At 72.9% G+C, this 25,739-nt stretch carries 17 protein-coding genes; 10 read left to right on the top strand and 7 right to left on the bottom strand.

All coding sequences use genetic code 11. The features are described 5' to 3' along the window. On the bottom strand, positions 1-527 hold a 527-nt coding region (locus HLB15_RS13920), incomplete at its 3' end, for an FAD-dependent oxidoreductase (protein WP_171106367.1). Between the two features lie 305 nt (positions 528-832). Here HLB15_RS13920 and HLB15_RS13915 point away from each other — a divergent pair. Next, a complete protein-coding gene (locus HLB15_RS13915; protein WP_171106366.1) occupies positions 833-1,099 on the top strand; it encodes a DUF3017 domain-containing protein in 267 nt (88 codons plus the stop codon). A gap of 37 nt (positions 1,100-1,136) precedes the next feature. Here HLB15_RS13915 and HLB15_RS13910 read toward each other — a convergent pair whose 3' ends face one another. The 4 genes from HLB15_RS13910 to HLB15_RS13895 form a co-directional block, all read right to left on the bottom strand. Further along, entirely contained in the window at positions 1,137-2,246 is a 1,110-nt protein-coding gene (locus HLB15_RS13910) for a septum formation family protein (RefSeq protein WP_171106365.1), read from the bottom strand. A gap of 53 nt (positions 2,247-2,299) precedes the next feature. Beyond that, positions 2,300-3,154: a CD225/dispanin family protein gene (locus HLB15_RS13905; RefSeq protein ID WP_171106364.1), complete on the bottom strand. Its 855-nt coding sequence runs from the start codon at positions 3,152-3,154 to the stop codon at positions 2,300-2,302. After that, positions 3,151-3,897, bottom strand: coding sequence for a septum formation family protein (locus HLB15_RS13900; protein WP_171106363.1), 747 nt, complete (start codon positions 3,895-3,897; stop codon positions 3,151-3,153). Before HLB15_RS13900 ends, HLB15_RS13905 begins: the two co-directional genes overlap by 4 nt. Positions 3,898-4,029: 132 nt before the next feature. After that, complete coding sequence (locus HLB15_RS13895; protein WP_171106362.1) at positions 4,030-4,986, bottom strand: aquaporin; 957 nt, start codon at positions 4,984-4,986, stop codon at positions 4,030-4,032. A gap of 174 nt (positions 4,987-5,160) precedes the next feature. Between HLB15_RS13895 and HLB15_RS13890 the strand changes: the two genes are divergently transcribed. The 3 genes from HLB15_RS13890 (at position 5,161) to HLB15_RS13880 (ending at position 12,370) form a co-directional block, all read left to right on the top strand. Continuing rightward, a complete protein-coding gene (locus HLB15_RS13890) occupies positions 5,161-6,150 on the top strand; it encodes a malate dehydrogenase (protein ID WP_171106361.1) in 990 nt (329 codons plus the stop codon). Positions 6,151-6,306: 156 nt separating this feature from the next. Next, on the top strand, positions 6,307-8,517 hold the full coding sequence (locus tag HLB15_RS13885; RefSeq protein ID WP_171106360.1) for an NADP-dependent isocitrate dehydrogenase: 2,211 nt from the start codon (positions 6,307-6,309) through the stop codon (positions 8,515-8,517). Between the two features lie 271 nt (positions 8,518-8,788). Further along, on the top strand, positions 8,789-12,370 hold the full coding sequence (locus tag HLB15_RS13880; RefSeq protein WP_171106359.1) for an ATP-binding cassette domain-containing protein: 3,582 nt from the start codon (positions 8,789-8,791) through the stop codon (positions 12,368-12,370). Between the two features lie 40 nt (positions 12,371-12,410). Here the strand turns inward: HLB15_RS13880 and HLB15_RS13875 are convergent, their stop codons facing one another. Further along, positions 12,411-13,922, bottom strand: a complete 1,512-nt coding sequence (locus tag HLB15_RS13875) for a glycosyltransferase family 39 protein (protein WP_171106358.1) — start codon at positions 13,920-13,922, stop codon at positions 12,411-12,413. Between the two features lie 110 nt (positions 13,923-14,032). Between HLB15_RS13875 and HLB15_RS13870 the strand changes: the two genes are divergently transcribed. Beyond that, on the top strand, positions 14,033-14,644 hold the full coding sequence (locus HLB15_RS13870; RefSeq protein WP_171106357.1) for a dihydrofolate reductase family protein: 612 nt from the start codon (positions 14,033-14,035) through the stop codon (positions 14,642-14,644). Positions 14,645-14,653: 9 nt separating this feature from the next. On the opposite strand, the gene HLB15_RS13865 is transcribed toward HLB15_RS13870, so the two are convergent. Further along, on the bottom strand, positions 14,654-16,108 hold the full coding sequence (locus HLB15_RS13865) for an MFS transporter (RefSeq protein ID WP_171106356.1): 1,455 nt from the start codon (positions 16,106-16,108) through the stop codon (positions 14,654-14,656). 76 nt (positions 16,109-16,184) lie between these two features. On the opposite strand from HLB15_RS13865, the gene HLB15_RS13860 reads away from it, so the two are divergent. The 5 genes from HLB15_RS13860 to HLB15_RS13840 all read left to right on the top strand — a co-directional run bounded on the left by HLB15_RS13860 (position 16,185) and on the right by HLB15_RS13840 (position 25,620). Then, positions 16,185-16,631, top strand: coding sequence for a GNAT family N-acetyltransferase (locus HLB15_RS13860; RefSeq protein WP_171106355.1), 447 nt, complete (start codon positions 16,185-16,187; stop codon positions 16,629-16,631). A 122-nt stretch (positions 16,632-16,753) separates the two neighbouring features. Continuing rightward, complete coding sequence (gene pulA, locus HLB15_RS13855; protein WP_171106354.1) at positions 16,754-22,267, top strand: pullulanase-type alpha-1,6-glucosidase; 5,514 nt, start codon at positions 16,754-16,756, stop codon at positions 22,265-22,267. 233 nt (positions 22,268-22,500) lie between these two features. After that, positions 22,501-23,850: an extracellular solute-binding protein gene (locus HLB15_RS13850; protein ID WP_171106353.1), complete on the top strand. Its 1,350-nt coding sequence runs from the start codon at positions 22,501-22,503 to the stop codon at positions 23,848-23,850. A gap of 4 nt (positions 23,851-23,854) precedes the next feature. Beyond that, the gene (locus HLB15_RS13845) at positions 23,855-24,730 is read left to right on the top strand and encodes a carbohydrate ABC transporter permease (RefSeq protein WP_171106352.1); all 876 of its coding nucleotides are present in this window, start codon (positions 23,855-23,857) and stop codon (positions 24,728-24,730) included. Beyond that, positions 24,730-25,620 (top strand): carbohydrate ABC transporter permease, encoded by an 891-nt coding sequence (locus HLB15_RS13840; RefSeq protein WP_171106351.1) that lies wholly within the window; start codon positions 24,730-24,732, stop codon positions 25,618-25,620. Before HLB15_RS13845 ends, HLB15_RS13840 begins: the two co-directional genes overlap by 1 nt. Positions 25,621-25,739: the final 119 nt, after the last annotated feature.

Raw genomic sequence — 25,739 nt, 5'->3', positions numbered from 1 at the left:
ACGGTGACGTCCGCGCCGGCCCCCGCCGCGACGCCCGCGACCTCGGCGCCGATCCAGCCCGCCCCGACGATCACCAGACGCGCGCCGGGCGTCACCGCGGCGCGCAGGCGCTCGGCGTCGGCGGCCGTGTGCAGGGTCATGGCGGCGTCCCAGCCCGCGGGGAGCACGGGGGCGCTGCCGCACGCGAGCACGACGGCGTCGGCCACGACCTCGTCGCCCGCCGCGGTCGTCACGACGGCGCGCTCCCGGTCGACCCGGAGGCGGACGGCGGGGTCCGCGAGCCGCAGGTCGTCGGCGAGGTCCGCCAGGTCGACGCCGAGGTCGTCGGCCAGCCACACCGGCTCGGTGCGCTGGAGCAGCTCCTTGGACAGCGGCGGGCGGTCGTAGGGCGGCACGTCCTCCGCACCGAGCACCGTCAGGCGGCCGTCGAACCCGTGCTTGCGGAGGGCGGCGGCGGTCTGCGCGCCCGCCAGGCCCGCCCCCACGACCACGACGCTGCTGGGGACCTGTGCTGAGGGTGAGGGCATGGCCTCACGGTAGCCCGCCCGGCCCCCGCCTGGGCGAACACACCTGGGAAGTGTCTGGCAGTCAGGTTGCAAGGAGGTCACGGCTCTCCAGAATCGTGACGTTTCGGTTGTACGCTCGTGTCGTGGATCTCAGTGAGACGCGGATCGCCCCCCGCGCGGCGGGCGGCGCCACGGCGCTTCTCGAGCCCGGCCCCGCAGGAACCGCTACGCTCGACAGCGCCCGAGAGGCTCCGCAGGCAGGAGCCCCCACGACCACCACCCGGGAGCCCGACCGCAGTGAGTCAGCGAGCGTCGAGGCAGCCGACATGACGCTTCCCGAGCTGCAGCGCAGCACGCTCGCGATCTGGCTGGTGCTCGCGGGCGTCGCCGTCTCCGTGCTGCTCGGTCTCGTCGCTGGCGCACGGGCCGGCGCCATCGGCATCGGCGTGGTGCTGGTGGTGTGCGCGATCTTCCGTGCCGTGCTCGACAGCCCCGTCGGCCTGGTCATCCGTACGCGGACGATCGACATCGTGCTCTACGGCGCGACCGGCGTGCTCATCGGCGGCCTCGCGGTCGCGACGCCGAGCATCTGACCTCTCGGCGACCCGGGGCCCGACGGCCCCGCGCGGGCTACCGCTCCGCGTCGCGCAGCGTCCCCTTCACGGGAGTCGCCGACTCCACGACGCACAGGATGCGGCGGTCGCCGTCCGTCCAGCTCTCCTCCGACGGCGCGATCGGCCAGTACTGCAGCTCCGAGCTCGCCCAGCGCAGCCCCACGAACTTCGCGAACTGCGGGTAGCAGTAGGCGTCCGCCGCGTCCCACAGCGCCTGCTGCGTCGGGGCGTCGCCGTCCTCGGCCAGGTCGTCGGACGCCGTCGTCTCGGCGTAGATCTCGCCGCCGTGCGCCGTCGTGCACGCGACCACGGGGATGCGGTAGAGCGTGGCCTGGCCCGCCGTGGCGGCGGTGTCGATGCAGTCGCCCACCTCGAGGTCGGGGACGGCGGTGCCGGCGGTCGCGGTCGTGTCGTCAGCGTCGTCGCCCTCGTCCGGGTCGGCGTCCGGGGTCGCCTCGGGGTCGTCGCCGTACGGGTCGGTCGCGTACGGGTCGTCGGCGGACGGGTCGGTCGCGTACGGATCGGCGAAGGGGTCCGCGGTGTCCGCGCCCTCGGCGTACGGGTCGCCCTCGGTCGGCTGGTCCGACGGAACGGTCCGGCCGTCGTCGTCGGCCGCGATGCCGAGCGGCTCCGCCAGCGCGGGCGGCACGACGGACCGCATCACGGACACGACGCCGTGCGGCAGCGACGAGGCGTACGTCGGCGCCGCGACGACGGCGACCGCGAGGCCGACCGCACCGACGACGCCGACCGTGACCGCGCCGAGCGCGAAGTCGAGGGCGTGCACCGAGGCCTTGCGTGCGCGCCGGAAGCTGCCGGTGCCGTTGGCCTCGGCGGCGCGCATGGAGAGGACCAGCGCCGGGACGGCCAGCGGCCAGAAGAACAGGAACGCCGCGACGACCCAGCCGACGCGGGTCGGGGAGGGGCCGGTCGGGGTGTCGTCGGGGTCCGCCTCGGCGTCGGTGTCGGCGTCGATGTCATCCTCCGCCTCGTCCGACCGCTCGTCCGACCGCTCGTCCGACCGCTCGTCCGCTGTCCCGCCCGCCGGCGTCGCCGCGTCGTCCGTCGCCGGACCGTCGTCCTCGGGTCCTGTCGCGTCCCCGCGGTTGCGCAGCGTGTCGGCCATGGTGCCGGATCGTAGCGGCGCGGGGTTTACGGGCGAAAGTCGCGCGCCCGTGCTCACCGCCCGCCGACGGGTGCCGTCCGGTCGTCGTCCACGGACTCGGCGAAGCAGTTGATCCGCCGGTCGAACCGGCGCCAGTCCCACGGGTCCGGCGCCGTGTGCCAGAAGATCAGCTCCGACGCCTCCTCGGGCGTGCCCCCGGCTCTCTCGAAGGCCTGCACGCAGAGGTCCTCGGCGTAGCGGTACATCGGCTCCGGACCCGGGTACCGCGGGCCGGTGCTCGTGGCCCACTCGTCCGCCTGGGCGCTCGTCACGTACTCGATGGCGTACAGCTCGCCGCCGTGCGGGTGCGTGCAGGGCACGACGGCGACCGTCCGCACGACCTCCTCCAGCCCGTCGACGAGGAAGCAGTCCCCGGCGGTCAGGTCCCACACCGACGTGCCGTCGGCCGGACCGGAGCCGGGTTCGTCGTCGGCCACCCACCCGGTCGACGTCGCGTCCTCGGTCCGCTGGGCGACGTCGGAGGACCAGACGGCGAACGCGACGACGCCGACGATCGAGGCGACCATCAGGACGATGCCGGCGACGAGCCCCGTGACGCCGTGGTAGCGGGCCCGTGCAGCCTCCCGCGCGGCGGTGCGCAGGTCGCCCGCGCCGAGGGCCGCCGTCGCCCGCTGGGCGTGCGGGTACGCGGCGACGGCGAACGGCCACGCGAACAGCAGCGCGACGATCGTCCAGCCCTCGCCCGTGGACGGTGGTGCCTGCCACGGTGGCCCCTGCTGGGCGGGGACCTCGTAGGGCGAGGGGGGCCGGTACGGCGAGGGGGCCGGAGCCTGGTCCGGGCCGCCGGCCGGGACGGGCGGGCCCGCCGGGGCGTGCGGCGGCACCAGGGGCGGGAGCTGACCGGTCACCAGGCCGCCTCCGTCCGGAGGAGCTCGGGATGGTCGCGCAGGTCGCCGCGCACGGGGGCGTCGACGAGGACGAAGCAGACGCTCGTGTGCCACTCGTCGTTCCAGTCGCCCTGCGTCGGCTGGAGGGTCCAGACGGGCGAGTGCTCCGTGAGGAAGGAGCCCGAGTACTCCTCGTAGGCGGTGGCGCAGTCGTCCCACGCGGCGGTCGAGACCGCCTCGCTGCCGGGGTAGTCGCCGTCGCCGAGCGGAGTCACCGCGATCACCTGGGCGTCGTGCAGCCTGCTGCAGGGGATCACGTCGAGCGTCGGCCACCGCGCGAAGCTGCCGGGGTCGACGAAGCAGTCGCCCTCCTGCAGGGCCAGGGTCTCGACGACGATCGTCTCGCGGTGGGGCGCCGCCGCCGTGCGGTAGGAGGCCGGAGCCGGTGCCGCCGCGGCCGGGTCGACGTTGTTCGAGGTCGCCGGATCCGTCACGACGGCGAGGGCGACGAGGCCGGCGACGAGTGCGCAGCCGACGATCCCGACGCCGCCGACCAGCGCGCCGATACCCGCGTACGTGCGGGCGCTCGAGGCGGCGCGCACGGCCGTCAGGTCGTCGCCCGCGCCGTGGGCGCGGGCCGCGCGTCCGGCCGCGAGCAGCGCGGCGATCGCGAGCGGCCAGCACAGGATCATGGCGGCCACGATCCAGCCGCGGGCCACGGGCACGTGCACCTGGCCGCGGGTGGGAGGGGGAGGGGGAGTCACGGCGGGTTGTCTACCAGCCCGGATCGCCCGAACTGACCGACGTGACCGGATCGTGAGCGGAGTTCACCCCGGAGAACGACGGCGGGGCCGCACCCGGGGAGGATGCGGCCCCGCTGTGCGGGTCGAGCGAGGTCAGGCCTTCTTCTCGGGCTCGGTCGACGCGGTGTCGGCCTCGTCGGTGTCGGCCTCGTCGGTGCCTGCCGGCTCGGTGGCGGGCACGGTCGCCGGCTCGGCGGCGTCCTCCTCGTCGTCGCCCTCGACCAGCAGGAGCTCGTCGTCCTCCGGTGTGCCGAACGCGCGGTAGAACAGCGCGGCGAGCGCCGCGCCGACGAGCGGCGCGACCCAGAACAGCCAGAGCTGACGGCCGGAACCGCCGGAGCCCCAGTCGTTGGCGAACAGGGCGGCCGCGGTCGAGCGGGCCGGGTTCATGCCGGTGTTCGTCACGAAGAAGGAGATGAGGGTCAGTGCGGCGATGGCGCTGCCGACGGCGGCCGGGGCGAACGCGGCCCGGCGGTGCGAGGCGGTGGCGCCGAGGTACACGCCCACGAGGACGGCGGAGATGATCGTCTCGACGAGGATGGCGGCCAGCCACTCGAACTGCGCGCCGCCCTGCGTCTGCAGGTAGAGGGGCGAGTTCTCGCCGAAGCCGTTGACGGCGTTGTCGAACACGTCGGCGACGCCCGCCATGTCGGGGTTCTGGTTCTGCAGCAGCGTGATGAGCGCGCGCGGGTAGGTCGCGAAGAGCACGGCGCCGGCGAGGACGGCGCCGACGATCTGCGCCACCCAGTAGCTGAGGGCGGTGCCGACGGAGATGCGGCCGCCGAGCCAGGCGCCGAGCGAGATCGCCGGGTTGAAGTGCGCTCCCGAGACACGGCCGACGGCGGCGGCGCCCGCGATGTAGGCGAACGCTCCGCCGAGGGCGACGCCGAGGCCGCCGACGGTGTTCAGCGGGCTGTAGACCAGCACGCCGACGATCACGAGGGTCAGCAGGAACGTGCCGAAGGTCTCGGCGAGCAGGCGGGAGAGCAGACCGTGCGACCGCTCGTCGACCTCGGTGACGCCGCTGGTCGCGGCGAGGTCCTGGGACATGGGGTCAGTTCCTTTCGGTGGCGCACCGACCGGTGCGCGTCATGACGGCGTGCGTGCGATGTCGCGCCACATCCTGCCATCATGCGCCTGAACGGGACCTGAACGCGCGTAGGCATTTTCCTCATGCTGCGTGGGGGCTGGGCGAGGTGGCCCGGTCGATGCCAGAGTGGGCGCATGACTGAACCCGTGAATGTCACCGTCACCGGAGCCGCTGGCCAGATCGGGTACGCGCTGCTCTTCCGCATAGCCGCGGGCGAGATGCTCGGCGCGGACACGCCGGTAAGGCTCCGCCTGCTCGAGATCCCCCAGGCCGTGGCCGCGGCGGAGGGCACGGCCATGGAGCTCGACGACTGCGCCTTCCCGACCCTGGCCGGCATCGACATCTTCGACGACCCCGCCAAGGCGTTCGACGGCGTCAACGTCGCCCTGCTCGTCGGCGCCCGGCCGCGCGGCGCGGGCATGGAGCGCGCCGACCTGCTGGAGGCCAACGGCGGCATCTTCGGTCCGCAGGGCCGGGCCATCAACGACGGCGCGGCGTCCGACGTCCGCGTGCTCGTCGTCGGCAACCCCGCCAACACGAACGCGCTCATCGCGGCGTCGAACGCGCCCGACGTGCCGGCCACGCGGTTCACCGCGATGACGCGGCTCGACCACAACCGTGCGCTGTCCCAGGTCGCCGCCCGCACGGGGACGCCCGTGCCGGAGATCAGGAAGCTCACGATCTGGGGCAACCACTCGGCCTCGCAGTACCCGGACCTCTTCCACGCCGAAATCGGTGGCCGCCCGGGCGCCGAGGTCGCCGCGGACACCGCGTGGCTCACCGACGACTTCATCCCGACCGTCGCCAAGCGCGGTGCGGCGATCATCCAGGCGCGCGGGGCGTCGTCGGCGGCGTCGGCCGCGAACGCCGCGATCGCGCACGTGCGCGACTGGACGCACGGCACGCCCGAGGGCGACTGGACGTCGGCGGGCCTGTGGTCGTCCGGCGAGTACGGGGTGCCGGAGGGGCTGGTCTGCTCGTTCCCCGTGACGTCGGACGGCAGCGGCGAGTGGAAGATCGTCGAGGGGCTGGAGATCGACGACTTCTCGCGCGAGCGGATCGACGCGAGCGTCGCCGAGCTCGCGGAGGAGCGCGACGCGGTGCGGTCGCTGGGGCTGGTCTGACGGGTCCGGTGCGACGCGAGCGGTGTCCTGGTCGCGGTGCGGCCAGGACACCCGCGTCGTGACGTGTCCCACGATTCCGGGCGAGCGGGCCCTCTCAGGTATCTTGATATCGAGAGATCGGCACGTTTCCACTACCCCGGGGAGTCAGCCACACCCATGTCGAAGATCATCTATACCCACACGGACGAGGCCCCGCTCCTGGCGACGTACTCGTTCCTGCCGATCGTCTCGGCCTACGCGGCCAAGGCCGGTGTGGACGTCGAGACCCGCGACATCTCGCTCGCCGGCCGGATCATCGCGCAGTTCCCTGAGCGCCTCACCGAGGAGCAGCGCCAGGCGGACGCGCTCGCCGAGCTCGGCGAGCTCGCCCACGACCCGTCGGCCAACATCATCAAGCTGCCGAACATCTCGGCGTCGGTGCCGCAGCTCAAGGCCGCGATCGCCGAGCTGCAGGCCCTCGGGTACGACCTGCCGGACTTCCCGGAGAGCGTCGAGACCGAGGAGCAGAAGGACGCGCGCGAGCGCTACGGCCGCGTCATGGGCTCCGCCGTGAACCCGGTGCTGCGCCAGGGCAACTCCGACCGCCGCGCGCCGGCGTCGGTCAAGAACTACGCGAAGGCGCACCCGCACCGCATGGGCGCGTGGTCGGCCGACTCGAGGACGAACGTCGCGACGATGGGGCACGACGACTTCTTCTCCAACGAGAAGTCCGTGATCGTCGAGGCCGACGACACGCTGCGCATCGAGCACGTGGCCGCCGACGGCACCGTGACCGTGCTCAAGGAGTCGCTGCCCGTGCTCGCCGGCGAGGTCGTGGACGGCACCTTCCTCGACGCCGCCGCGCTGGACGCGTTCCTCGCCGAGTCGATCGAGCGGGCCAAGGCCGAGGGCGTGCTGTTCTCGGTGCACCTCAAGGCCACGATGATGAAGGTCTCGGACCCGATCATCTTCGGCCACGTGGTCAAGGCGTTCTTCAAGCCGGTCTTCGAGAAGTACGGCGACGACCTGGCCGCGGCGGGCCTCTCGCCCAACGACGGCCTCGGCGGCATCTTCGCCGGCCTGGAGAAGCTGCCCAACGGCGCCGAGATCCGCGCCGCGTTCGACGCGGCGCTGGCCGACGGCCCGAAGATGGCCATGGTCAACTCCGACAAGGGCATCACCAACCTGCACGTGCCGTCGGACGTCATCGTCGACGCCTCGATGCCCGCGATGATCCGCATCGGTGGCCACATGTGGGGCCCCGACGGCGAGGAGGCGGACACCCTCGCGGTGATCCCCGACTCCTCCTACGCGGGCATCTACCAGACGGTGATCGACGACTGCCGCGCGAACGGCGCCCTCGACCCGGCCACCATGGGCTCGGTGCCGAACGTCGGCCTCATGGCGCAGGCCGCCGAGGAGTACGGCTCGCACGACAAGACGTTCGAGATCGCGAGCGACGGCACCGTGCGGATCGTGAACAGCGCGGGCGACGTCGTCATGGAGCACGCGGTGCGCGCCGGCGACGTCTGGCGCGCCTGCCAGACCAAGGACGCCCCGATCCGTGACTGGATCAAGCTGGCCGTGACCCGGGCCCGGCTCTCGGACACGCCCGCCGTGTTCTGGCTGAACTCGCGCCGTGCGCACGACGCGAACCTCATCACGAAGCTCGAGCAGTACCTGCCCGAGCACGACACCGAGGGCCTCGAGATCCACGTCATGGACCCGGCCGAGGCGACGGCGTTCTCGCTCGCGCGCATCCGCCAGGGCCTCGACACCATCTCGGTGACCGGCAACGTGCTGCGCGACTACAACACGGACCTGTTCCCGATCCTCGAGGTCGGCACCTCGGCGAAGATGCTCTCGATCGTGCCGCTGATGAACGGCGGCGGCCTGTTCGAGACCGGCGCCGGCGGCTCCGCGCCGAAGCACGTGCAGCAGCTCGTCGAGGAGGACTACCTGCGCTGGGACTCGCTCGGTGAGTTCTTCGCGCTGGCCGCGTCGTTCGAGCACCTCGCCGTGAGCGAGGGCAACACCCGGGCGCAGGTCCTCGCCGACACGCTCGACCGCGCCACCGGCACCTTCCTCAACGAGGACCGGTCGCCGGGCCGCAAGCTGGGCACGATCGACAACCGTGGCTCGCACTTCTACCTCGCCCTGTACTGGGCGCAGGAGCTCGCGGGCCAGTCGGAGGACGCCGAGCTCGCCGCGACGTTCAAGCCGCTCGCGGAGGCGCTCGCCGCGTCGGAGCAGAAGATCGTCGAGGAGCTGGTCGCGGTCCAGGGCAAGCCGGCCGACATCGGCGGGTACTACCGTCCGGACGCCGCCAAGGCGACCGCGGTCATGCGCCCGAGCACGACCTTCAACGAGGCCCTCGCCTCCCTCTGACCCCCCTCGCCGAGGTAGTTACCTGGCGAGGTAGTCAGTTGGCGAGGTAGTCACCTGGCGAGGTAGTCACGTGGCGAAGTAGTCAGTCCGCGAGGTAGTCGCTCAGCGCATGCTGAGTGACTACCTCGCTTCATGACTACCTCGCCAACTGACTACCTCGCCACGTGACTACCTCGCCAACTGACTACCTCGGCGGGGTGGGGCGTGATGTTGGTCGCTTCGGTGGAAAAAGAGGCGGGGAGTGTCGGTGTGCCGACATAGCCTCAGGACCGTGATCGACGCGCCGCAGACCCCCGACACCACGCCCGTGCCCGAGGCGTCGCCGCGTCCTGCCCGTGTCCGGCCGGACGACCCCGCGCGGCGTCTCGACTGGCGCCGTCTGCGCGGCGTGGCGGCGGCGATCGCGATGCTCGCGCTCACGGCGGGGGCCGTCGGTCAGGCCCTCGGGACCGCGGTGGCCGGCCGGCTGGCCGAGCACGCGACGGCGGTCGGCCTCGTGCTGCTCGCCGTCTGCGTGGTGGGCGGTGCGGTGCTCGACGGCGTGGGCCAGGTGGTCTGGGCCGGTGTCGTCGACCGGGCCGAGGGCAGGCTGCGCAGCGACCTGCTGAGCGCCGCCCTGCGCCAGCCGCTGGCCACGTTGTCCGAGCAGGCCGTCGGCGAGGTGCTCGATCGGGTCGACGACGACACGCACGCCGTGGGCACGCTCGTCCGGCGCCAGCTCTGGAGCGCCGGCCGCACCGTGGTCGGCACCGTGCCGATGTGGGTGGTCGCCGGGATCACCTGGTGGCCCGCGTGGTTCCTGTTCCCCGTCCTGGCCGGGCTGGTCGCGCTGCTCGCTCGGCCGCTGCTGGGCGAGATCGCCCGCCGCAAGGTGGTCGAGGAGGCGGCGTGGACCGACCACGCCGCGGCCTTCGAGGAGGCGGTCGCGGCCCGGAACGACCTGCGCACGAGCCTGGGTCAGGCCTTCGCGGTGCGGCGGCTCGCCCAGATGTCCGCGGCGGTCCACGAGAAGTTCCGTGCCGTGGTGCGCATCGAGGAGCGCCTCCTGCGGCGCACCGGGATCGTGTCCTACGCGCTGCTCGCCGCCGTGGCCGTCGCCTGCGCGTACCTGGCGTCGGGCGGCGGCCTGTCGGTGCAGCAGCTCGTCACGCTCTTCCTGGTCACGGCGATGTTCGTGGGCCAGATGGACAACCTCGTGCACCACCTCCCGGACATCCAGGAGGGTCTCGGGGCGGTGCTGCGCATCCGCCAGATGCTGTCCGTCGAGCCGGAGCCCGAGGGCGGCCGCGACGTGCCGCCGGGCCCGCTCGAGCTCGAGCTCCGGGACCTCAGCTTCGCCTACGCCGAGGGCACCTTCGCGCTGACCGACGTCGACCTCACCGTCCCCGCGGGGGAGACGCTCGCGCTCGTGGGCCGGACCGGCTCGGGCAAGTCCACGCTCGCCGCGCTGCTGTCGCGTGCCGTCGAGCCGGAGCCGGGCTCGGTGTTCCTCGGTGGTGTCGACGTGCGCGACCTCGACCTGCAGAAGCTGCGCGCCGCCGTCGGTGTGGTCACGCAGCGCACCGAGATCCTCGCGGGCACGCTCGCCGAGAACATCGCCCTGTTCGCTGACGTGCCGCGGGCCCAGATCGAGGGGGCGGTGCGCGAGCTTGGCCTCACCGAGTGGGTCGCGGGGATGCCCGACGGCCTCGACACCCTGCTCGGCCCCGGCGGCACCACGCTGTCGGCCGGGGAGGAGCAGCTCGTCGCGTTCGCGCGCCTGCTGGTGCGGGACGTGCAGCTCGTCGTGCTCGACGAGGCGACGGCGCGCATGGACCCGCTGACCGAGGCCCGCGTGGTGGCGGCCTCCGACCGCCTGCTGTCCGGCCGCACCGGCGTGCTCATCGCGCACCGGCTCGGGACGATCGAGCGGGCTGGTCTCGTGGCCGTGCTCGACCACGGACGGGTGGTGCAGCAGGGTCGCCGCGCGACGCTCGCGCAGGCGTCCGGACCCTTCCGCACCCTCCTGGAGGCGGGGCGGAGCGAGGGCGCGCTCGACGAGGCGGCTGACGAAGCGCCGCACGCCACCGCGGACCACACCGCAGACGCCGACACCCCGGACGACACCCCCGCCGAGGCCGTCGGCGGCCGGCGTCGGGTCGGTACCCCGCCGGACCTGCCCGAGCCCGGCACGGGCCCGAGCCTGGCCCGCGGCGTGCTGCACGCCCTGTTCGTCCGGCCGCGCTGGGGCGCGTTCGGCGCGCTGCTGTTCCTCCTGTCCAGCCTGGTGGCCGCACAGGGTGCGGTGAGCGGCTTCCTGTGGGGCCGCACGGTCGAGAGCCTGCAGGGCGGCGTGCTGCCCGTCGGCGTGCTCGTCGCGCTGGCCGCGCTGCTCGTGCTCCAGCCGCTGTTCATCTCGCGCGCGCTGGGCGTCTACCCGCGCTGGTGGGTCGAGGTGCTGCTGCGGATCCGCATGACGGTGATGCACGGGCAGACCCGGCAGCACCGCCTGCCCGCGACGCCGCCCGGCGAGGTCGTGGCCCGCGCCATGGACGCCGACCGGTTCGTCCGGTACGCCGACCGCTGGGTCGACTTCGTCAACGGCCTGCTCATCGTCGTGGCCACCACCGTCATCAGCGGCCGGTGGACCGCGGGCGCCGTGCTGCTCGCCGTCATGGTGGTCTCGGCAGGCGCCTCGGCGATCGGGCGCCCGATCGCGGGCCGGTCGGCGGCGGGCTCGTCGGCGGCCCGTGCCCGGTTCGGCCGCGCGCTGGTGTCGGCCCTCGACTCGGCGCGCACCGTGAAGCTCGCGGCGCGCACCCCCGACGTCCGGCGTCACCTCGGCGAGGTCGACTCGGGCCGCGTGAAGGCCGCGATCTTCGAGCACCGGGTACAGGCCGTGCTCGACGCCGTGCCGCACGTGACCCTCTACATCGGGGTTGTCGTGTCGTGGTCGTTCCTGCTCACGGGCCGCTGGGATTTGGCGACGACCTTGCTCGTCGCCAACGCCGTCACCGGCTTCGCCTGGTTCGGTGTGGTCGCCGGCGCCGTCGTCACCGAGGCGCCCGGCACCCGGGCGTGGCAGGTGGCGACCGCCCGGTTCGCGGACGGCGCCGACCTCGTGGCGCGACAGCGCGGCGTCGACCTCGTGGACGGCGTGGCACCCGCGCCGGAGCCCGCGCCGCGCGAGTCGCTCGACCGTCTCGCGCTGAGCGACGTGTCCGCGGTGCACGACGACGGCACGATCGGCGTCGCCGGCGTCGACCTCGAGATCCGGCGTGGCGAGCTCGTGCTGCTGCTCGGCCAGGTCGGTTCCGGCAAGTCGTCGCTGCTCTCCGCGCTGGCCGGACTCATGGAGCACACGGGGCACATCCGGTGGAACGGCACCGAGGTGACCGACGCCCAGGTGTTCCTGCGCCCGGGTCAGGTCGCGCACGTGGCCCAGGTGCCGCGCGTGCTGTCGGGGTCGTTCTCCGACAACGTGCGGCTCGACCACGCCCGCGACATCGAGGGACCCGTCCGGGGCGCCCGCCTCGAGCAGGACATGCGCGACGCGGGCGGGCCGCACGCTCTCGTCGGGCACCGCGGCGTCCGGCTGTCGGGTGGTCAGGTGCAGCGGCTCGCGCTCGCGCGGGCACTGGCGGCCGAGACGGAGCTGCTGCTGGCGGACGACGTCTCCAGCGCCCTCGACGCCTCGACCGAGATCGAGCTGTGGGCGGCCCTGCGCGAGCGCGGCACCACGGTGGTCGGCGCGACGTCGAAGCGCGCGGCGCTCGCCCGCGCCGACCGGGTCGTGGTGCTGGTGGACGGCACGGTGGCCGACGTCGGGCCGTGGTCGGCGCTCGCGCCGAGGTGGGGGCACCTCGCGGGTTGAGGCACCGACCCCGGCTCGGGGCCACGTGGCCCCGAGCCGGTCAGTCCAGGTGCCGTAGGCCCGGCCACACCGTGTCCCACCCGCCGACGGGGTCGCGGCACACGAGCACGGCCACGCCCTGCTCCTCGGTGTCGACGCCCACGCCGTTGTCGAGCCTCGCCTCCTCGGTGCACTCCTCGAACCGGGTGCCCCACGCGCCGGGCGTCTCCGTGAGAACGAGCGCCAGGGTCGCCGTCCGCGGCGGCGGGCCGTACGTCCACAGCTCGTTGTGGCCCGAGTAGGCGGCCGGGAGGCCCAGGCCGGGCCCGAACCGGTCGACCGCCCCCGCCTCGCCGTAGTTCTGCGTGAGCACCACGGCTCGCCCACGGTCGACCTCCGGCAGCGCCGCGTGCACCGCGGCGACCTGCCGCACGTACTCGGGCCAGCCGACGGCGTCCTGCGCTGACGGGTTGATGTCGGCGACGGGCGTCTCGGCGAGCTCCTCGACCGGCACGACCGGGAGGCTGATCAGCACGCAGGACGCACCGTTCACGACCACCAGCGTGGTCACTGCCGCGCGCCGCCACGCCGTCCGGGCCCAGCGGGCCACCGGCACGCACCCGGCTGCGAACAGCACGGCCAGCAGGCCGGTCGCGTAGTACACCTGCGAACCGGCCGTGTAGGTGAACGCCAGCAGCACGGGGTAGGCGACCACGAGGAAGCGGAGCATCGGCCGCCGCCGCCACAGCCAGACGATGCCGACGAGCCACACGACGGCCAGCGGTGGCCCGAGCGTCAGCAGCTGGAAGATCCACAGCTCCGAGCGCACCTCGGCGGCGTTGTTCTCGCCGAGCGCCGCGCCCATCGCGAGCTGGGGCCAGCCGTGCATGGCCTGGTAGACGAGGTTCGGCAGGCCGACGAGCAGCGCGACGGCGGCGCCCGCCCACGGCCACGGCGTCGCGAGCGGCCACCGGGTCGGGGCGACTTCTCCCGACCGCCGCGGCCACGCCACGAGCAGCCCCACCAGCACGCCGCCGAGCAGCGCCACGACGAGCAGCTTGTTGTAGAGGGCCACGCCCGTGACCAGACCGGCGACCACCCACCAGCGCGGATCGCGCTGCACCGCCCGGACCGTGCACAGCAGCACGGTCGGCCACACCACGAGGTCGAGGCTCGCGGTGAGGAAGGTGTGCCCGAACGCCAGCGGGATCGCCGCCGTCCCGTAGCCCCAGGCGGCGAGGGTCTGGGCACCCGCGCGGCCGCCCAGCTCGCGCGCCACGAGCGCGACCACGACGACGGCGGCGACGTGCGCGAGCGTCGCCGGGACGCGCATGACCAGCAGCGTGTCGCCGAACAGGTCGGCGAACGTGCGCGCGACCCACGGCGTGAGCGGGGGCTGGTCCACGTAACCCCAGGCGGGCTCGAGCATGCGGAAGTACAGCTCGTCACGGTGGTAGCCGTACCGGGTGCTGGTCGTGGTGAGCAGCCCGGCGAGCACGAGGACGGCCGCGCCCACCGGCGCCCACGCCACGGCCGGCCGGTCGGCGGCGGGTCTCGCGAGGACCGTGGTCATGGCGGGAACGTACCGGCCGCGCCGCGCGACCCGCCAGGGCAACGGCGAGCGATGAGTTCCGCGGGCGCCCCACGTCGTACCTGTCAGAACCGCGCGAACGAGGAGATCCCATGGCGAAGATCGTGTCCAGCCTGTTCATGGCGCTCGACGGCGTCGTCGAGCCGGACAAGGGCAGCTGGCACTTCCCGTACTTCAACGACGAGCTCGGGGCGGCGGTGGACGACACGCACGACACCGATGCCTTCCTGTTCGGGAGGGCCACCTACGACTCGTTCGCGGGTGCCTGGCCGGACCGCGAGGAGGCGGGCGGCGAGGACGCCGCCTTCGCGAAGCGGCTGGGCGACGTGCGCAAGATCGTCGTGTCCCGCAGCCCGCTCACGTTCACCTGGCGCAACTCCGAGCAGCTCGAGGGGGAGCTGGTCGAGGCCGTCACCGCGCTCAAGGCCGACCCGGGGCTGGAGAAGATCGGCATGTCCGGGTCGGTGTCGGTGGTGCGCCAGCTCCTGGACGCCGGCCTGGTCGACGAGCTGCACCTCTTCCTGCACCCCGCCACGGCAGGCGGCGGCCTGCGCCTGTTCTGCGACGGCGACCCGGAGCGGCCGATGAAGCTGCTGTCGGCCACGCCGTTCCGGACCGGGCTGGTGCACCTGGTCTACACGACGGACCCGAACCCGCCGACGGGCGGTTACGAGGAGGCCGTCCGGCAGCTCCGCGAGGACTGACGTCTCGCGTCAGCGCGCCGGCTGTACCTGTCGCGGCAGAGCGAAGACGAGCGCGAACGCCGCCACGGCCAGGGCGGCGCTCGTCCCCATCGCGAGGGTCGCCGCGTGCCCGAAGGCGTCGGCGACCACCTCGGGCGTCGGTCGACCGGGAGGGACGACGAGCGAGCCGAACAGCACCGAGCCGACCACGGCGATGCCGGCGGCCGACCCGACGCGCTGCATCGTGCCGATCACGCCCGACGCGGCGCCGGCGTCCCTCCGGTCGACCGTCGCGACGATGAACTGGGCGTTGGGCGCGATGAACAGGCCGCTGCCGAGGCCCCCGACGAGGAGCGGCGCGGCGAGGTGCCAGTGGTTGAGGTCGCCGGTCGGCACGAGCCACAGGACCAGCCACACGGACACGAGGCTGACCGCCACCATCCCCGTGCCGATCACGAGCACCCGCCGGCCCAGCCGGTGCGTGAGGCGCTCGCTCTGCGACGCGCCGACGATCGAGCCGATCGCGAACGGGACCGACACGAGGCCCGAGGCCAGTGCGGAGTGGCCGAGACCCGCCTGCCAGAAGATCGAGATCGTGAAGAAGATGCTGGTGAAGGCCGCGAAGTAGACCAGGGCGAGGATCACGCCGCCGGTGAAGGCCGCGTGGGCGAAGAGGCGGGGCGGCACGAGCGGGCTGCCGTCGCGGGCCGCCACCCGGCGCTCCCAGAAGGCGAACGCGACGAGCAGCAGGAGCCCGCCCGCGAGCGAGGTCCAGGTCCACCACGGCCAGCCTGCGTCCTCGCCCTCGATGAGCGGCACGAGCACCGCGACCAGCGCCACGGTGACGAGCAGCAGGCCGAACAGGTCCACCCCGCGCGACCTGCCACCGACCACGATGCGTGGCAGCAGCACGACGGCGGCGGCCACCGCGATCACGCCGAACGGCAGGTTGACGAAGAAGATCGAGCGCCAGCCCTCCTGCTCGCCGAACGCCTCGATGAGCAGGCCGCCCACGATGGGGCCGAGCGCCGTCGAGAAGCCGATGGCGGCACCCATGACGGCGAACGCCTTGCCGCGCGTGCGGCCGGTGAACATCAGCTGGATGAGTGCGTTCACGGCCGGGAAGAAGATGCCGCCGCACAGCCCCTGGACGACCCGCGCCAGGATCAGCTCGGTGGCGCCGGAGGCCGTCCCGCACCACAGGCTCGCGAGCGTGAACCCCGCCAGACCGACGACGAACACCCACTTGTGCCCGACCCGGTCGCCCACGCGACCCGCGGGGATGAGCGCCAGACCGTAGGCGAGCGCGTACCCGGAGATGATCCAGGACAGCGTGCCCTCGGAGGCGTCCAGCGACGTACGGATGGTCGGCAGCGCGACGTTCACGATCGTCGTGTCGAGCAGCGCCATCGAGACGCCGAGGATGAGCACGGCCAGAGCGACCCACGAGCTGCGAGGGACAGGGGCGGGCGGGTCTGCGGTCACCACTGGATCGTACGGGCGGGCACCGACACTCACCGGGCGGTCGGGTGCCGCCCCCCGGCACGCCTAGGGTGGCGCCATGAACCTCACCTTCCGCGAAGCCCGTCCCACCGACCTCGAGCGCATCGTCGAGCTCATCGCGGACGACGCCGTCGCCGCCCGCCGTACCGGCACCTACGGCGAGGCGCACGTGCGCGGCTTCGAGGCGATCGCGGCCAGCCCCGACAACGAGCTCGTCGTCGCCGAGGCCGACGGCGCGGTGGTCGGCGTCATGCAGCTCACGTTCATCCCGGGCATCTCCCGCAACGGCGCGTCGCGGCTGCTGGTCGAGGCCGTGCGGGTGGACAAGGAGCTGCGGGGCCAGGGTGTCGGCGCCCGGATGATGGAGCACGCGCACGACCGGGGCCGCGCTCGCGGGTGCGTGCTCGCGCAGCTCACGTCGGACAAGCAGCGGCCGGACGCGCACCGGTTCTACCGCCGTCTCGGCTACGCGCAGTCGCACGAGGGCTTCAAGCTCCCGCTCTGACCGCCGGCGAGCCGCGCGCGGCGACCGCACGGATGCCCCGGTAAACCCTTGCTGCAAGATCGTGCAAGCGTTACAGTCGCCGTCGGTCCACACTGGTGTCCCGGACGACGAAGGGGTCTTCCATGTCTCGCACTGCGCGCCCGCGCGCCCACCGGATCGGCGCCGCGGGCGTCGCCCTGACCCTCACCGCCACGGCCGGTCTCGCGGCCGTGGCGTCGGTGGCACCCGTCGCGGTCGCCGCACAAGACCGCACCGCAGCCCTCGTGGGCAGCCTCCAGGACGAGCTCGGCTGCGCCGCCGACTGGGACCCGGCCTGCGCCGAGACGGAGCTCGTCGCCCAGGGCGACGGCACCTTCACCGCCGACTTCGAGATCCCCGCGGGCACCTACGAGTACAAGGTGGCGCTCGACGACGCCTGGGACGAGTCCTACGGCCGCGACGGCGGCCCGGACAACGCCCCGCTGCACCTCGCCGGCCCCGCGACCGTCCGTGTCACCTACGACGACACCACGCACCGCACCGCCCTCACCCCCCTCGGCCTCGCCGGCGGCTGGACCGAGGCCGACGACGCCCTCGTCCACGCCCCCGTGCGCCAGGCGGGCGGCGACGAGCGGTTCTACTTCGTCATGACCGACCGGTTCGCCAACGGCGACCCCTCGAACGACACGGGCGGCCTCGACGGCGACCGGCTCGCCACCGGCTTCGACCCCACCGACAAGGGCTTCTACCAGGGCGGCGACCTCGCGGGCCTGCGTGAACGGCTCGACTACGTCGAAGGCCTCGGCACGACGGCGATCTGGCTCACCCCGAGCTTCCTCAACCGCCCCGTCCAGGGCACGGGCGACGACGTCAGCGCCGGCTACCACGGCTACTGGATCACCGACTTCACGCGCATCGACCCGCACCTGGGCACCAACGAGGAGCTCGAGGCCCTCATCGACGACGCGCACGCGCGCGGCATGAAGGTCTACTTCGACATCATCACCAACCACACGGCCGACGTCGTCGACTACGCCGAGGGCACCTACGACTACGTCGACCAGGCCACCGCCCCGTACACCGACGCCGCCGGCACGCCGTTCGACCCGGCCGACCACGCGGGCACCGGGAGCTTCCCCGAGCTCGACGCGGCGACGAGCTTCCCGTACACGCCCGTCGTCGACCCGGCCGACGCGGACGTCAAGGTCCCGGCCTGGCTCAACGACCCGACGCTCTACCACAACCGCGGCAACTCGACGTGGGAGGGCGAGTCCGTCACCTACGGCGACTTCAGCGGCCTCGACGACCTCATGACCGAGCACCCCGACGTCGTGGACGGCTTCGAGGAGATCTACAAGGCCTGGGTCGACCTCGGTATCGACGGTTTCCGCATCGACACCGTCAAGCACGTGAACTTCGAGTTCTGGGAGGAGTGGTCCGCCGAGATCGCCGACCACGCCCGCGCGCAGGGCAAGGACGAGTTCTTCACCTTCGGCGAGGTGTACGACGCCGACGCCGCCAAGACCTCGCCCTACGTGCGCCGCACCGCCATGAGCTCCGTGCTCGACTTCTCGTTCCAGGCCGCCGCCACCAGCTACGCGAGCGGCAACAGCGCGCGTCGCCTGGCCGACCTGTACGCGTCGGACGACCTGTACACGACCCCGCACAGCAGCGCCTCGGCCCTGCCGACCTTCCTCGGCAACCACGACATGGGCCGCGTCGGTTACATGCTCGCGAACACCGACGACCCGCTCGCCCGCGACGAGCTCGCCCACGAGCTCATGTACCTGACCCGCGGCCAGCCCGTCGTCTACTACGGCGACGAGCAGGGCTTCGCCGGCACGGGCGGCGACAAGGACGCCCGGCAGACCCTCTTCGCGACCGAGGTCGACGAGTACGCCGACCAGCCGCTCGTCACCGGCGAGCAGGCGGGCAGCGTCGACCGCTACGCGACCGACGCCCCGCTCTACGAGCACGTCGCGGCGCTCGCGGCCCTCCGCGACGAGCACCCGGCGCTGGCCACGGGCGCGCAGGTCGAGCGGTACGCCGAGGACGGCGCGGGTGTGTACGCGTTCTCCCGTGTGGACCGCGACGAGAAGGTCGAGCACCTGGTCGCGGCGAACAACGCGGCGCAGGAGCGCACGGTGACGCTCGACGCGCTCACCCCCGGTGCGGCCTTCGAGCCCCTGTACGGCACCGACACCGCCGTGACCGCGGACGCCGACGGCGCCGTGACGCTGACGGTCCCGGCGCGGTCCGCCGTCGTGCTCGTGGCCGACCGCACGGTGGGCGCCGACTCGGCCGGTGTCGCCGCCGTCGTCCCCGGTACGGGCGCGCGGCCCGGCGCCGCCGTGACCGGCGTCGCGCCCGTGGCCGCGGGCGTGGACGACGCGTGGGGCGAGACGTCCTTCGCGTGGCGCGCCGTGGGCACGGACGAGTGGCACCACCTCGGCACGGCCGAGGACACCTCCCCGCGCGTCTTCCACGACGTCTCGCCCGACGGCTCCGACCTCGCCGAGGGCACCCTCGTCGAGTACCGGGCCGTCACGCAGGACGCCGACGGCGACCGCACGGCCGCGAGCTCCTACGCCTCGGTCGGCGTCGACGTGAGCGGCGTGGCCGACGACCCGACCGACCCCGGCGTCGAGCTGGTCACGGTGCCCGGCTCGCACAACAGCGAGATGGGCTGCGCGGGCGACTGGACGCCCGACTGCGAGGCCGCGCGCCTGACCCGTGGCGAGGACGGCGTCTTCACCGGCACGTTCGAGCTGCCGGCCGGCTCGTACGAGTTCAAGGTCGCGCTCAACGGCTCCTGGGCCGAGAACTACGGCGCCGACGGCGTGCGCGACGGCGCGAACATCGCGTACTCGACCGGCGGCGGGCCCGTGACGTTCACGTGGGACCCTGAGACCAAGGTGCCGTCGGTGCAGGTCGGCACACCGGGGACGCCGGGGGAGGGGCAGCAGGCCGCGCACTGGGTGCGGCAGGGCCTCGTGCTGGTGCCCGCCGCGCAGTTCGGCGCGGGTGACAGCTGGGCGCTGGAGACGGAGGCGGCGTCCTACCCGCTGACGCCGACCGAGGTGCCTGCCGACGTGGCCGCCGACCTCCCGCACCTGGCCGACCACCTCGCGCTCGCGGCCGAGGGCCTGACCCGCGCCCAGGCGGCGGCCGCCCTGCGCGGCCCGCTCCAGGTGACGCGGCACGACGGCGGGACGCTGACGGCCACCACGGGCGTGCAGATCCCCGGCGTGCTCGACGACCTGTTCGCGACCGATCGCACGCTCGGCGTGACGTGGCCGGGCAAGGGCCCGGGCAAGGGTCCGGGCGAGCCGCGGGGCGAGCAGCCCTCGTTCGCGCTCTGGGCGCCGACGGCGCGTACCGTGACGCTCCAGGTCTGGCCAGCGGGCACGCGCCTGGACGCCGCGCCGCGCACCTACCCGATGGACCGGCAGCAGGACGGTGCGTGGACGTACACGACGGGGCGCACGTCGCACGGCACGGCCGGGAAGCCCGCCACGAAGCCCGGCAAGCCCGTGGCCGACTGGCGGGGCGCGCGCTACCGGTACGCCGTCGAGGTGTACGTGCCGGCCACAGGACAGGTCGAGACCAACGTGGTGACCGACCCGTACTCGGTGGGCCTCACGCTCGACTCGACGCACTCGGTCGCCGTCGACCTCGACGAGGCGGCGTGGCAGCCCGCCGTCTGGCGGTCCGCGAAGGCCCCGCGGCTGGACCGGCCCGTGGACCAGACGATCTACGAGCTGCACGTCCGTGACTTCTCGATCGCCGACGAGACCGTCCCCGAGCGCCTGCGCGGCACCTACGGCGCGTTCGGCGTCAGGGGCTCCGACGGCATGCGGCACCTGCGCTCCCTGGCCGACGCCGGCCTGACGACGGTGCACCTGCTGCCGACGTTCGACATCGCGAGCGTCCCCGAGGACCGGGCGGCGCACGCGACCACGGGCGACCTGTCCGGGTACGCGCCGGACGGCACCGAGCAGCAGGCCGCCGTCGCCGAGATCCAGGGGCAGGACGGCTTCAACTGGGGCTACGACCCGTACCACTTCCTGGCACCCGAGGGTTCCTACGCCGTCCGGGCGGAGGGCGGGCACCGGGTCGCCGAGTTCCGGTCCATGGTCGGCAACCTGCACCAGGCCGGGCTGCAGGTCGTGCTCGACCAGGTGTTCAACCACACGGCGGCCTCCGGGCAGGACCCGAGGTCGGTGCTCGACCGCGTCGTGCCGGGCTACTACCACCGGCAGAACCCGACGACGGGTGCGGTCGAGACGAGCACCTGCTGCGAGAACGTCGCCACGGAGCACGCCATGGCGCAGAAGCTCATGGTCGACGCCGTCGTGACCTGGGCCCGCGACTACCACGTGGACGGCTTCCGGTTCGACCTCATGGGCCACCACTCGCGCGCGAACATGGAGGCCGTGCGGGCTGCGCTCGACGAGCTCACGCTCCGCCGGGACGGTGTCGACGGCAAGGCCGTCTATTTGTACGGCGAGGGCTGGGACTTCGGTGAGGTCGCGGGCAACGCGCGGTTCGAGCAGGCAACGCAGGGCCAGCTCGGCGGCACGGGGATCGGCACGTTCAGCGACCGGCTGCGCGACGCCGTGCACGGCGGCTCGCCGGTCGACGGCGCGTCGCTGTTCACGCAGGGCTTCGGCACGGGGCTGTTCACCGACCCGAACGAGCGCGAGGCGCGCCTCGGCGACCCGGCGACCGTCAACGACGGCGGCGACGACGAGGCGGCCGACCTCGCCCACCAGACCGACCTGGTCAAGCTCGGCCTGGCCGGCAACCTGCGCGCCTACGAGGTCACGACGGCGACGGGCGAGCGGGTGCGCGGTGACGAGCTCGACTACCGCGGCTCGCCCGCGGGGTACGCGGACTCCCCGGAGGAGGTCGTCACGTACGTCGACGCGCACGACAACGAGACGCTCTTCGACCTGCTGACGCTCAAGCTGCCCGCCGACACCCCGATGTCCGACCGCGTGCGCATGAACACGGTGTCGCTCGCCACCGCGGCGCTCTCGCAGTCGCCGTCGTTCTGGCACGCCGGCACCGACCTGCTGCGCTCCAAGTCGCTCGACCGCAACTCCTACGACTCGGGGGACTGGTTCAACGCGATCGACTGGTCCGGCCGGGACAACGGGTTCGGCCGCGGCCTGCCGATGGCGGCGGACAACGAGGAGAAGTGGCCGTACCAGCAGCCGCTGCTGGCCGACCCGGGGCTCAAGCCGGCGCCCGACGACATCGCGTTCGCCTCGGCGCAGGCCCGCGAGCTGCTCGAGCTGCGGCACTCGACCGACCTGTTCCGGCTGGGCTCGGCCGAGCTCATCGAGCAGAAGGTCACCTTCCCCGGCTCGGGGCCGGACGCCGTGCCCGGCGTGATCACGATGTCGATCGACGACAGGGCGGGACGGCGCGACGTCGACCGCCGGCTGGACGGCGTGCTCGTGGTGCTCAACGCGTCGCCCGAGGCGGCGACCGTCGAGGTGCCGGAGCTCGCGGGCCGCGGGTACGCGCTGTCGCGGGTGCAGGCCCGCGGCGTCGACCCGGTGGTCCGGGCGACGACGTGGGACCGCGCCACCGGCACGGTCACGGTCCCGCCCCGCACGGTAGCGGTCCTGGAGGACCCGCGCGGCTGACGCCGCGGACGCCGCGGCTGACGCCGCGGGTGCCCCAGGTGCAGAGTTCGTCGCGGTCAGGAACCCCCTGGCCGCGACGAACTCTGCACTCGTCCGTGAGCGTGACCAGGGGGTTGGGTGACAGCGCTGACAATTTCGCCGGTGCGTCTCTTGACTCCGGCTGCCCAGGGGTGAATCGTGTGCGTCAGTTGGCCCGGCGGCGTAGTCGGGCTCGCACGACGCAAGGGAGCTTCATGCGCACGGCACGATTCCTCATCGCACCTGTCACGGCAGCGGCAGTCGCCCTCTCGCTCGGTGCCTGCGGCTCCGGCAGCGGTGGCTCGGACGACTCGACCATCAAGGTCGCCTACCAGAAGTTCGGCAACTTCACGCAGGCCGACGAGCTGTTCAAGGACGTCAAGGCCGACTTCGAGGAGGCCAACCCGGGCATCACCGTCGAGCTGGTGCCGATCGAGGCGCAGCAGAACGACTACTTCACCAAGCTCGCGCTGATGAACCGCTCGCCCAGCACCGCGCCGGACGTCATGTACGAGGACACCTACATGATCAAGTCCGACGTCGAGGCCGGGTACCTCGCCCCGCTCGACGACTACCTCGCCGAGTGGGACGACTGGGGCCAGTTCGTCGACAGCGCCAAGGAGGCGGGCGCGGGCGACGACGGCAAGATCTACGGCGTGCCCATGGGTACCGACACGCGCGGCCTCTGGTTCAACAAGGCCGTGCTCGCCGACGCCGGCCTGCCCGAGGACTGGGCCCCGAAGTCCTGGGACGAGCTGCTCGACGCGGCGCGGACCATCAAGGAGTCGAACCCCGACGTCGTGCCGTTCAACATGTACTCCGGCAAGCCGCAGGGCGAGGCCGCCGTCATGCAGGGCTTCGAGATGCTCCTGTACGGCACGGGCGACACGCTCTACGAGGACGGCAAGTGGGTGACCGGGTCGCAGGGGTTCATCGACGCGCTCGGGTTCGTCGAGACCGTCTTCGGCGAGGGGCTCGCGCCGACGCCGCAGCAGGCGCTCGACACCAACATCGGCAACACCGTGCAGGCCGAGTGGCTGCCCGACGGCAAGGTCGGCATCGCGCTCGACGGCTCCTGGGTGGCGGGCAACTGGCTCGAGTCCGGCGTCGCGCCGTGGCCCGAGTGGTCCGAGGAGATGGGCACGGCGCCCATGCCCACCCAGGACGGGCAGGACCCGGGCGCGGTGAGCATGTCCGGCGGCTGGACCCTGGCCATGGGCTCCGGCTCCAAGAACCCCGACGCCGCGTTCGAGTTCATCTCGATGGCGCTGAACCGCGAGAACTCCCTCTGGTTCGACGTCGCGAACAGCCAGATCGCCGTCCGCACCGACGTCGCGGAGGACCCGGAGTACACCGCGACCAACCCGACCACCGAGTTCTTCACGGGCCTCGTCGACGTGACCAACTTCCGGCCCGCCACCTCGGACTACCCGAAGGTGTCCAACGAGATCATGGTCGCGATGGAGGCCGTGATGACGGGGCAGCAGACGCCGGAGGAGGCGGCTGCGGCCTACGACGAGGCGGTCGTCGGCATCGTCGGCGAAGAGAACACCGTCCAGGGCTGACGCGATGGCCGTCACGTCCCGCCGCGTGGCGCGGGTGGTCCCGCTCGCGCCCGCGGTCGTCCTGCTCGCCCTCTTCATGCTCGGCCCGGTGGTCTGGTCGTTCTACGGCTCGTTCACCAACGCTGCCCTCACCGGGCCCGCAGCCCTCAACCCCGAGTGGATCGGGTTCGACAACTACGTCGCGCTGGTGGGCGACCCCGACTTCCCGAAGTCGCTGTGGCTCACTGTCGTGTTCGTCTTCCTCTCGGCCGTGGTGGGCCAGAACGTCATGGGCATCGCCCTGGCCGGCATGATGCGCTCGGCCGTGCGGCCGGTGCGGTCGATCACCTCGACCGTGGTGGTCGCGGCCTGGGTGCTGCCCGAGATCGTGGCCGCGTTCGCCGCCTACGCGTTCTTCCACTCCGAGGGCACGCTCAACTCGCTGCTCGCGGGGATCGGTGTCCAGGGGCCGGACTGGCTCTACTCGACGCCGATGCTCGCGGTGATCGTCGCGAACATCTGGCGCGGCACCGCGTTCTCGATGATGGTCTACTCGGCGGCGCTCGCGGAGGTGCCGCCGGAGCTCACCGAGGCGGCACAGCTCGACGGTGCGAACGGGTGGCAGCGGCTCACCTGGGTGACCCTGCCCGTGATCCGGCGCAGCATCTCGACCAACCTCATGCTCACCACGCTGCAGACCCTGTCGGTCTTCACGCTCATCTACGTGATGACCGGCGGCGGGCCCGGCACGGACAGCTCGACGCTGCCGATCCTGGCCTACCAGGAGGCGTTCAAGTTCGCGCAGGTCGGCTACGGCACGGCCATCGCGACGGTGATGATCATCGTGGGCGGGATCTTCTCCGTGATCTACATCCGCGCGCTCCGACCGGAGGTGGACTGATGACCGGCACGATGACACCGCCCGCCGCGCGGGAGAGCCGGGCCTCGGTGACCGGACCCCTCGCGGGGCCGCGCATCACGCCGACCAAGGTCGCGGCCAACGTGGTGCTCCTGGTGGTCGCCGTCTGCTTCCTGCTGCCGATGGCGTGGATCGTCGTCGCGTCGCTCGACGCCGAGGCGACCCTCTCGTTCGGCCTGCCCGACGCCGTGACCGTCGACAACTTCTCGGCGATCATGACGCCGGAGCTGACGTGGCTCCCGCTGTGGAACGCGTTCGTGCTGTCGGCGGGGTCGGCGGCGATCACCGTCGTCGTCTCGGTGCTGGCGGCCTACCCGCTGTCGCGGTACCGGATGCGGTTCGGCAAGTACTTCCTGTACTCGGTGCTGTTCGGCACCTGCCTGCCGATCACGGCGATCATGGTCCCGGTGTACGCGCTGTTCGTGCAGCTCAACCTGCTCGACTCGCTGCCGGGGACCATCTTCTTCATGGCGGCGACGTCGTTGCCCATGGCCATCTGGATGACGAAGAACTTCATGGACTCCGTGCCGATCTCCCTGGAGGAGGCGGCGTGGACCGAGGGGGCCTCGGCGATGCAGGCCCTGCGCCGCATCGTCCTGCCGCTCATGCGGCCGGGGATCGCCGTGGTGTTCATCTTCGTGTTCGTGCAGGCCTGGGGGAACTTCTTCGTCCCGTTCGTGCTGCTCCTCTCCCCGGAGAAGCAGCCGGCGGCGGTGAGCATCTTCGCGTTCTTCGGCCAGTACGGCTCGGTGGCCTACGGCCAGCTCGCGGCGTACTCGCTGCTCTACGCGGCCCCGGTGCTCGGCCTGTACGTGCTGGTCAACCGCATCAGCGGCTCGGCGTTCGCCCTGGCGGGCGCGGTCAAGGGCTGACACCCCGCCCGGCTCGCCCCGCCCGCCCGGCTGGTCGCGCCCGCGTCCGCGCCCACCCAGCGATTGTGCCCAGATCCACCCCCGGATCTGGGCACAATCGCTGGGTGGGCGCGGACGTC

The organism is Promicromonospora citrea (assembly GCF_013004695.1).
GTDB classification, from domain to species: domain Bacteria; phylum Actinomycetota; class Actinomycetes; order Actinomycetales; family Cellulomonadaceae; genus Promicromonospora; species Promicromonospora citrea.
Note: the sequence above shows the minus strand (reverse complement) of the source record. Positions and strands in the feature narration are given on the sequence as shown.

Coding starts and splice junctions, on each gene's coding strand:
- HLB15_RS13885 (WP_171106360.1), top strand. CDS start 6,307: ATGTCGAAGATCATCTATACCCACACGGACGAGGCCCCGCTCCTGGCG.
- HLB15_RS13895 (WP_171106362.1), bottom strand. CDS start 4,986: ATGTCCCAGGACCTCGCCGCGACCAGCGGCGTCACCGAGGTCGACGAG.
- HLB15_RS13915 (WP_171106366.1), top strand. CDS start 833: ATGACGCTTCCCGAGCTGCAGCGCAGCACGCTCGCGATCTGGCTGGTG.
- HLB15_RS13890 (WP_171106361.1), top strand. CDS start 5,161: ATGACTGAACCCGTGAATGTCACCGTCACCGGAGCCGCTGGCCAGATC.
- HLB15_RS13870 (WP_171106357.1), top strand. CDS start 14,033: ATGGCGAAGATCGTGTCCAGCCTGTTCATGGCGCTCGACGGCGTCGTC.
- HLB15_RS13850 (WP_171106353.1), top strand. CDS start 22,501: ATGCGCACGGCACGATTCCTCATCGCACCTGTCACGGCAGCGGCAGTC.
- HLB15_RS13845 (WP_171106352.1), top strand. CDS start 23,855: ATGGCCGTCACGTCCCGCCGCGTGGCGCGGGTGGTCCCGCTCGCGCCC.
- HLB15_RS13875 (WP_171106358.1), bottom strand. CDS start 13,922: ATGACCACGGTCCTCGCGAGACCCGCCGCCGACCGGCCGGCCGTGGCG.
- HLB15_RS13910 (WP_171106365.1), bottom strand. CDS start 2,246: ATGGCCGACACGCTGCGCAACCGCGGGGACGCGACAGGACCCGAGGAC.
- HLB15_RS13840 (WP_171106351.1), top strand. CDS start 24,730: ATGACCGGCACGATGACACCGCCCGCCGCGCGGGAGAGCCGGGCCTCG.
- pulA (WP_171106354.1), top strand. CDS start 16,754: ATGTCTCGCACTGCGCGCCCGCGCGCCCACCGGATCGGCGCCGCGGGC.
- HLB15_RS13860 (WP_171106355.1), top strand. CDS start 16,185: ATGAACCTCACCTTCCGCGAAGCCCGTCCCACCGACCTCGAGCGCATC.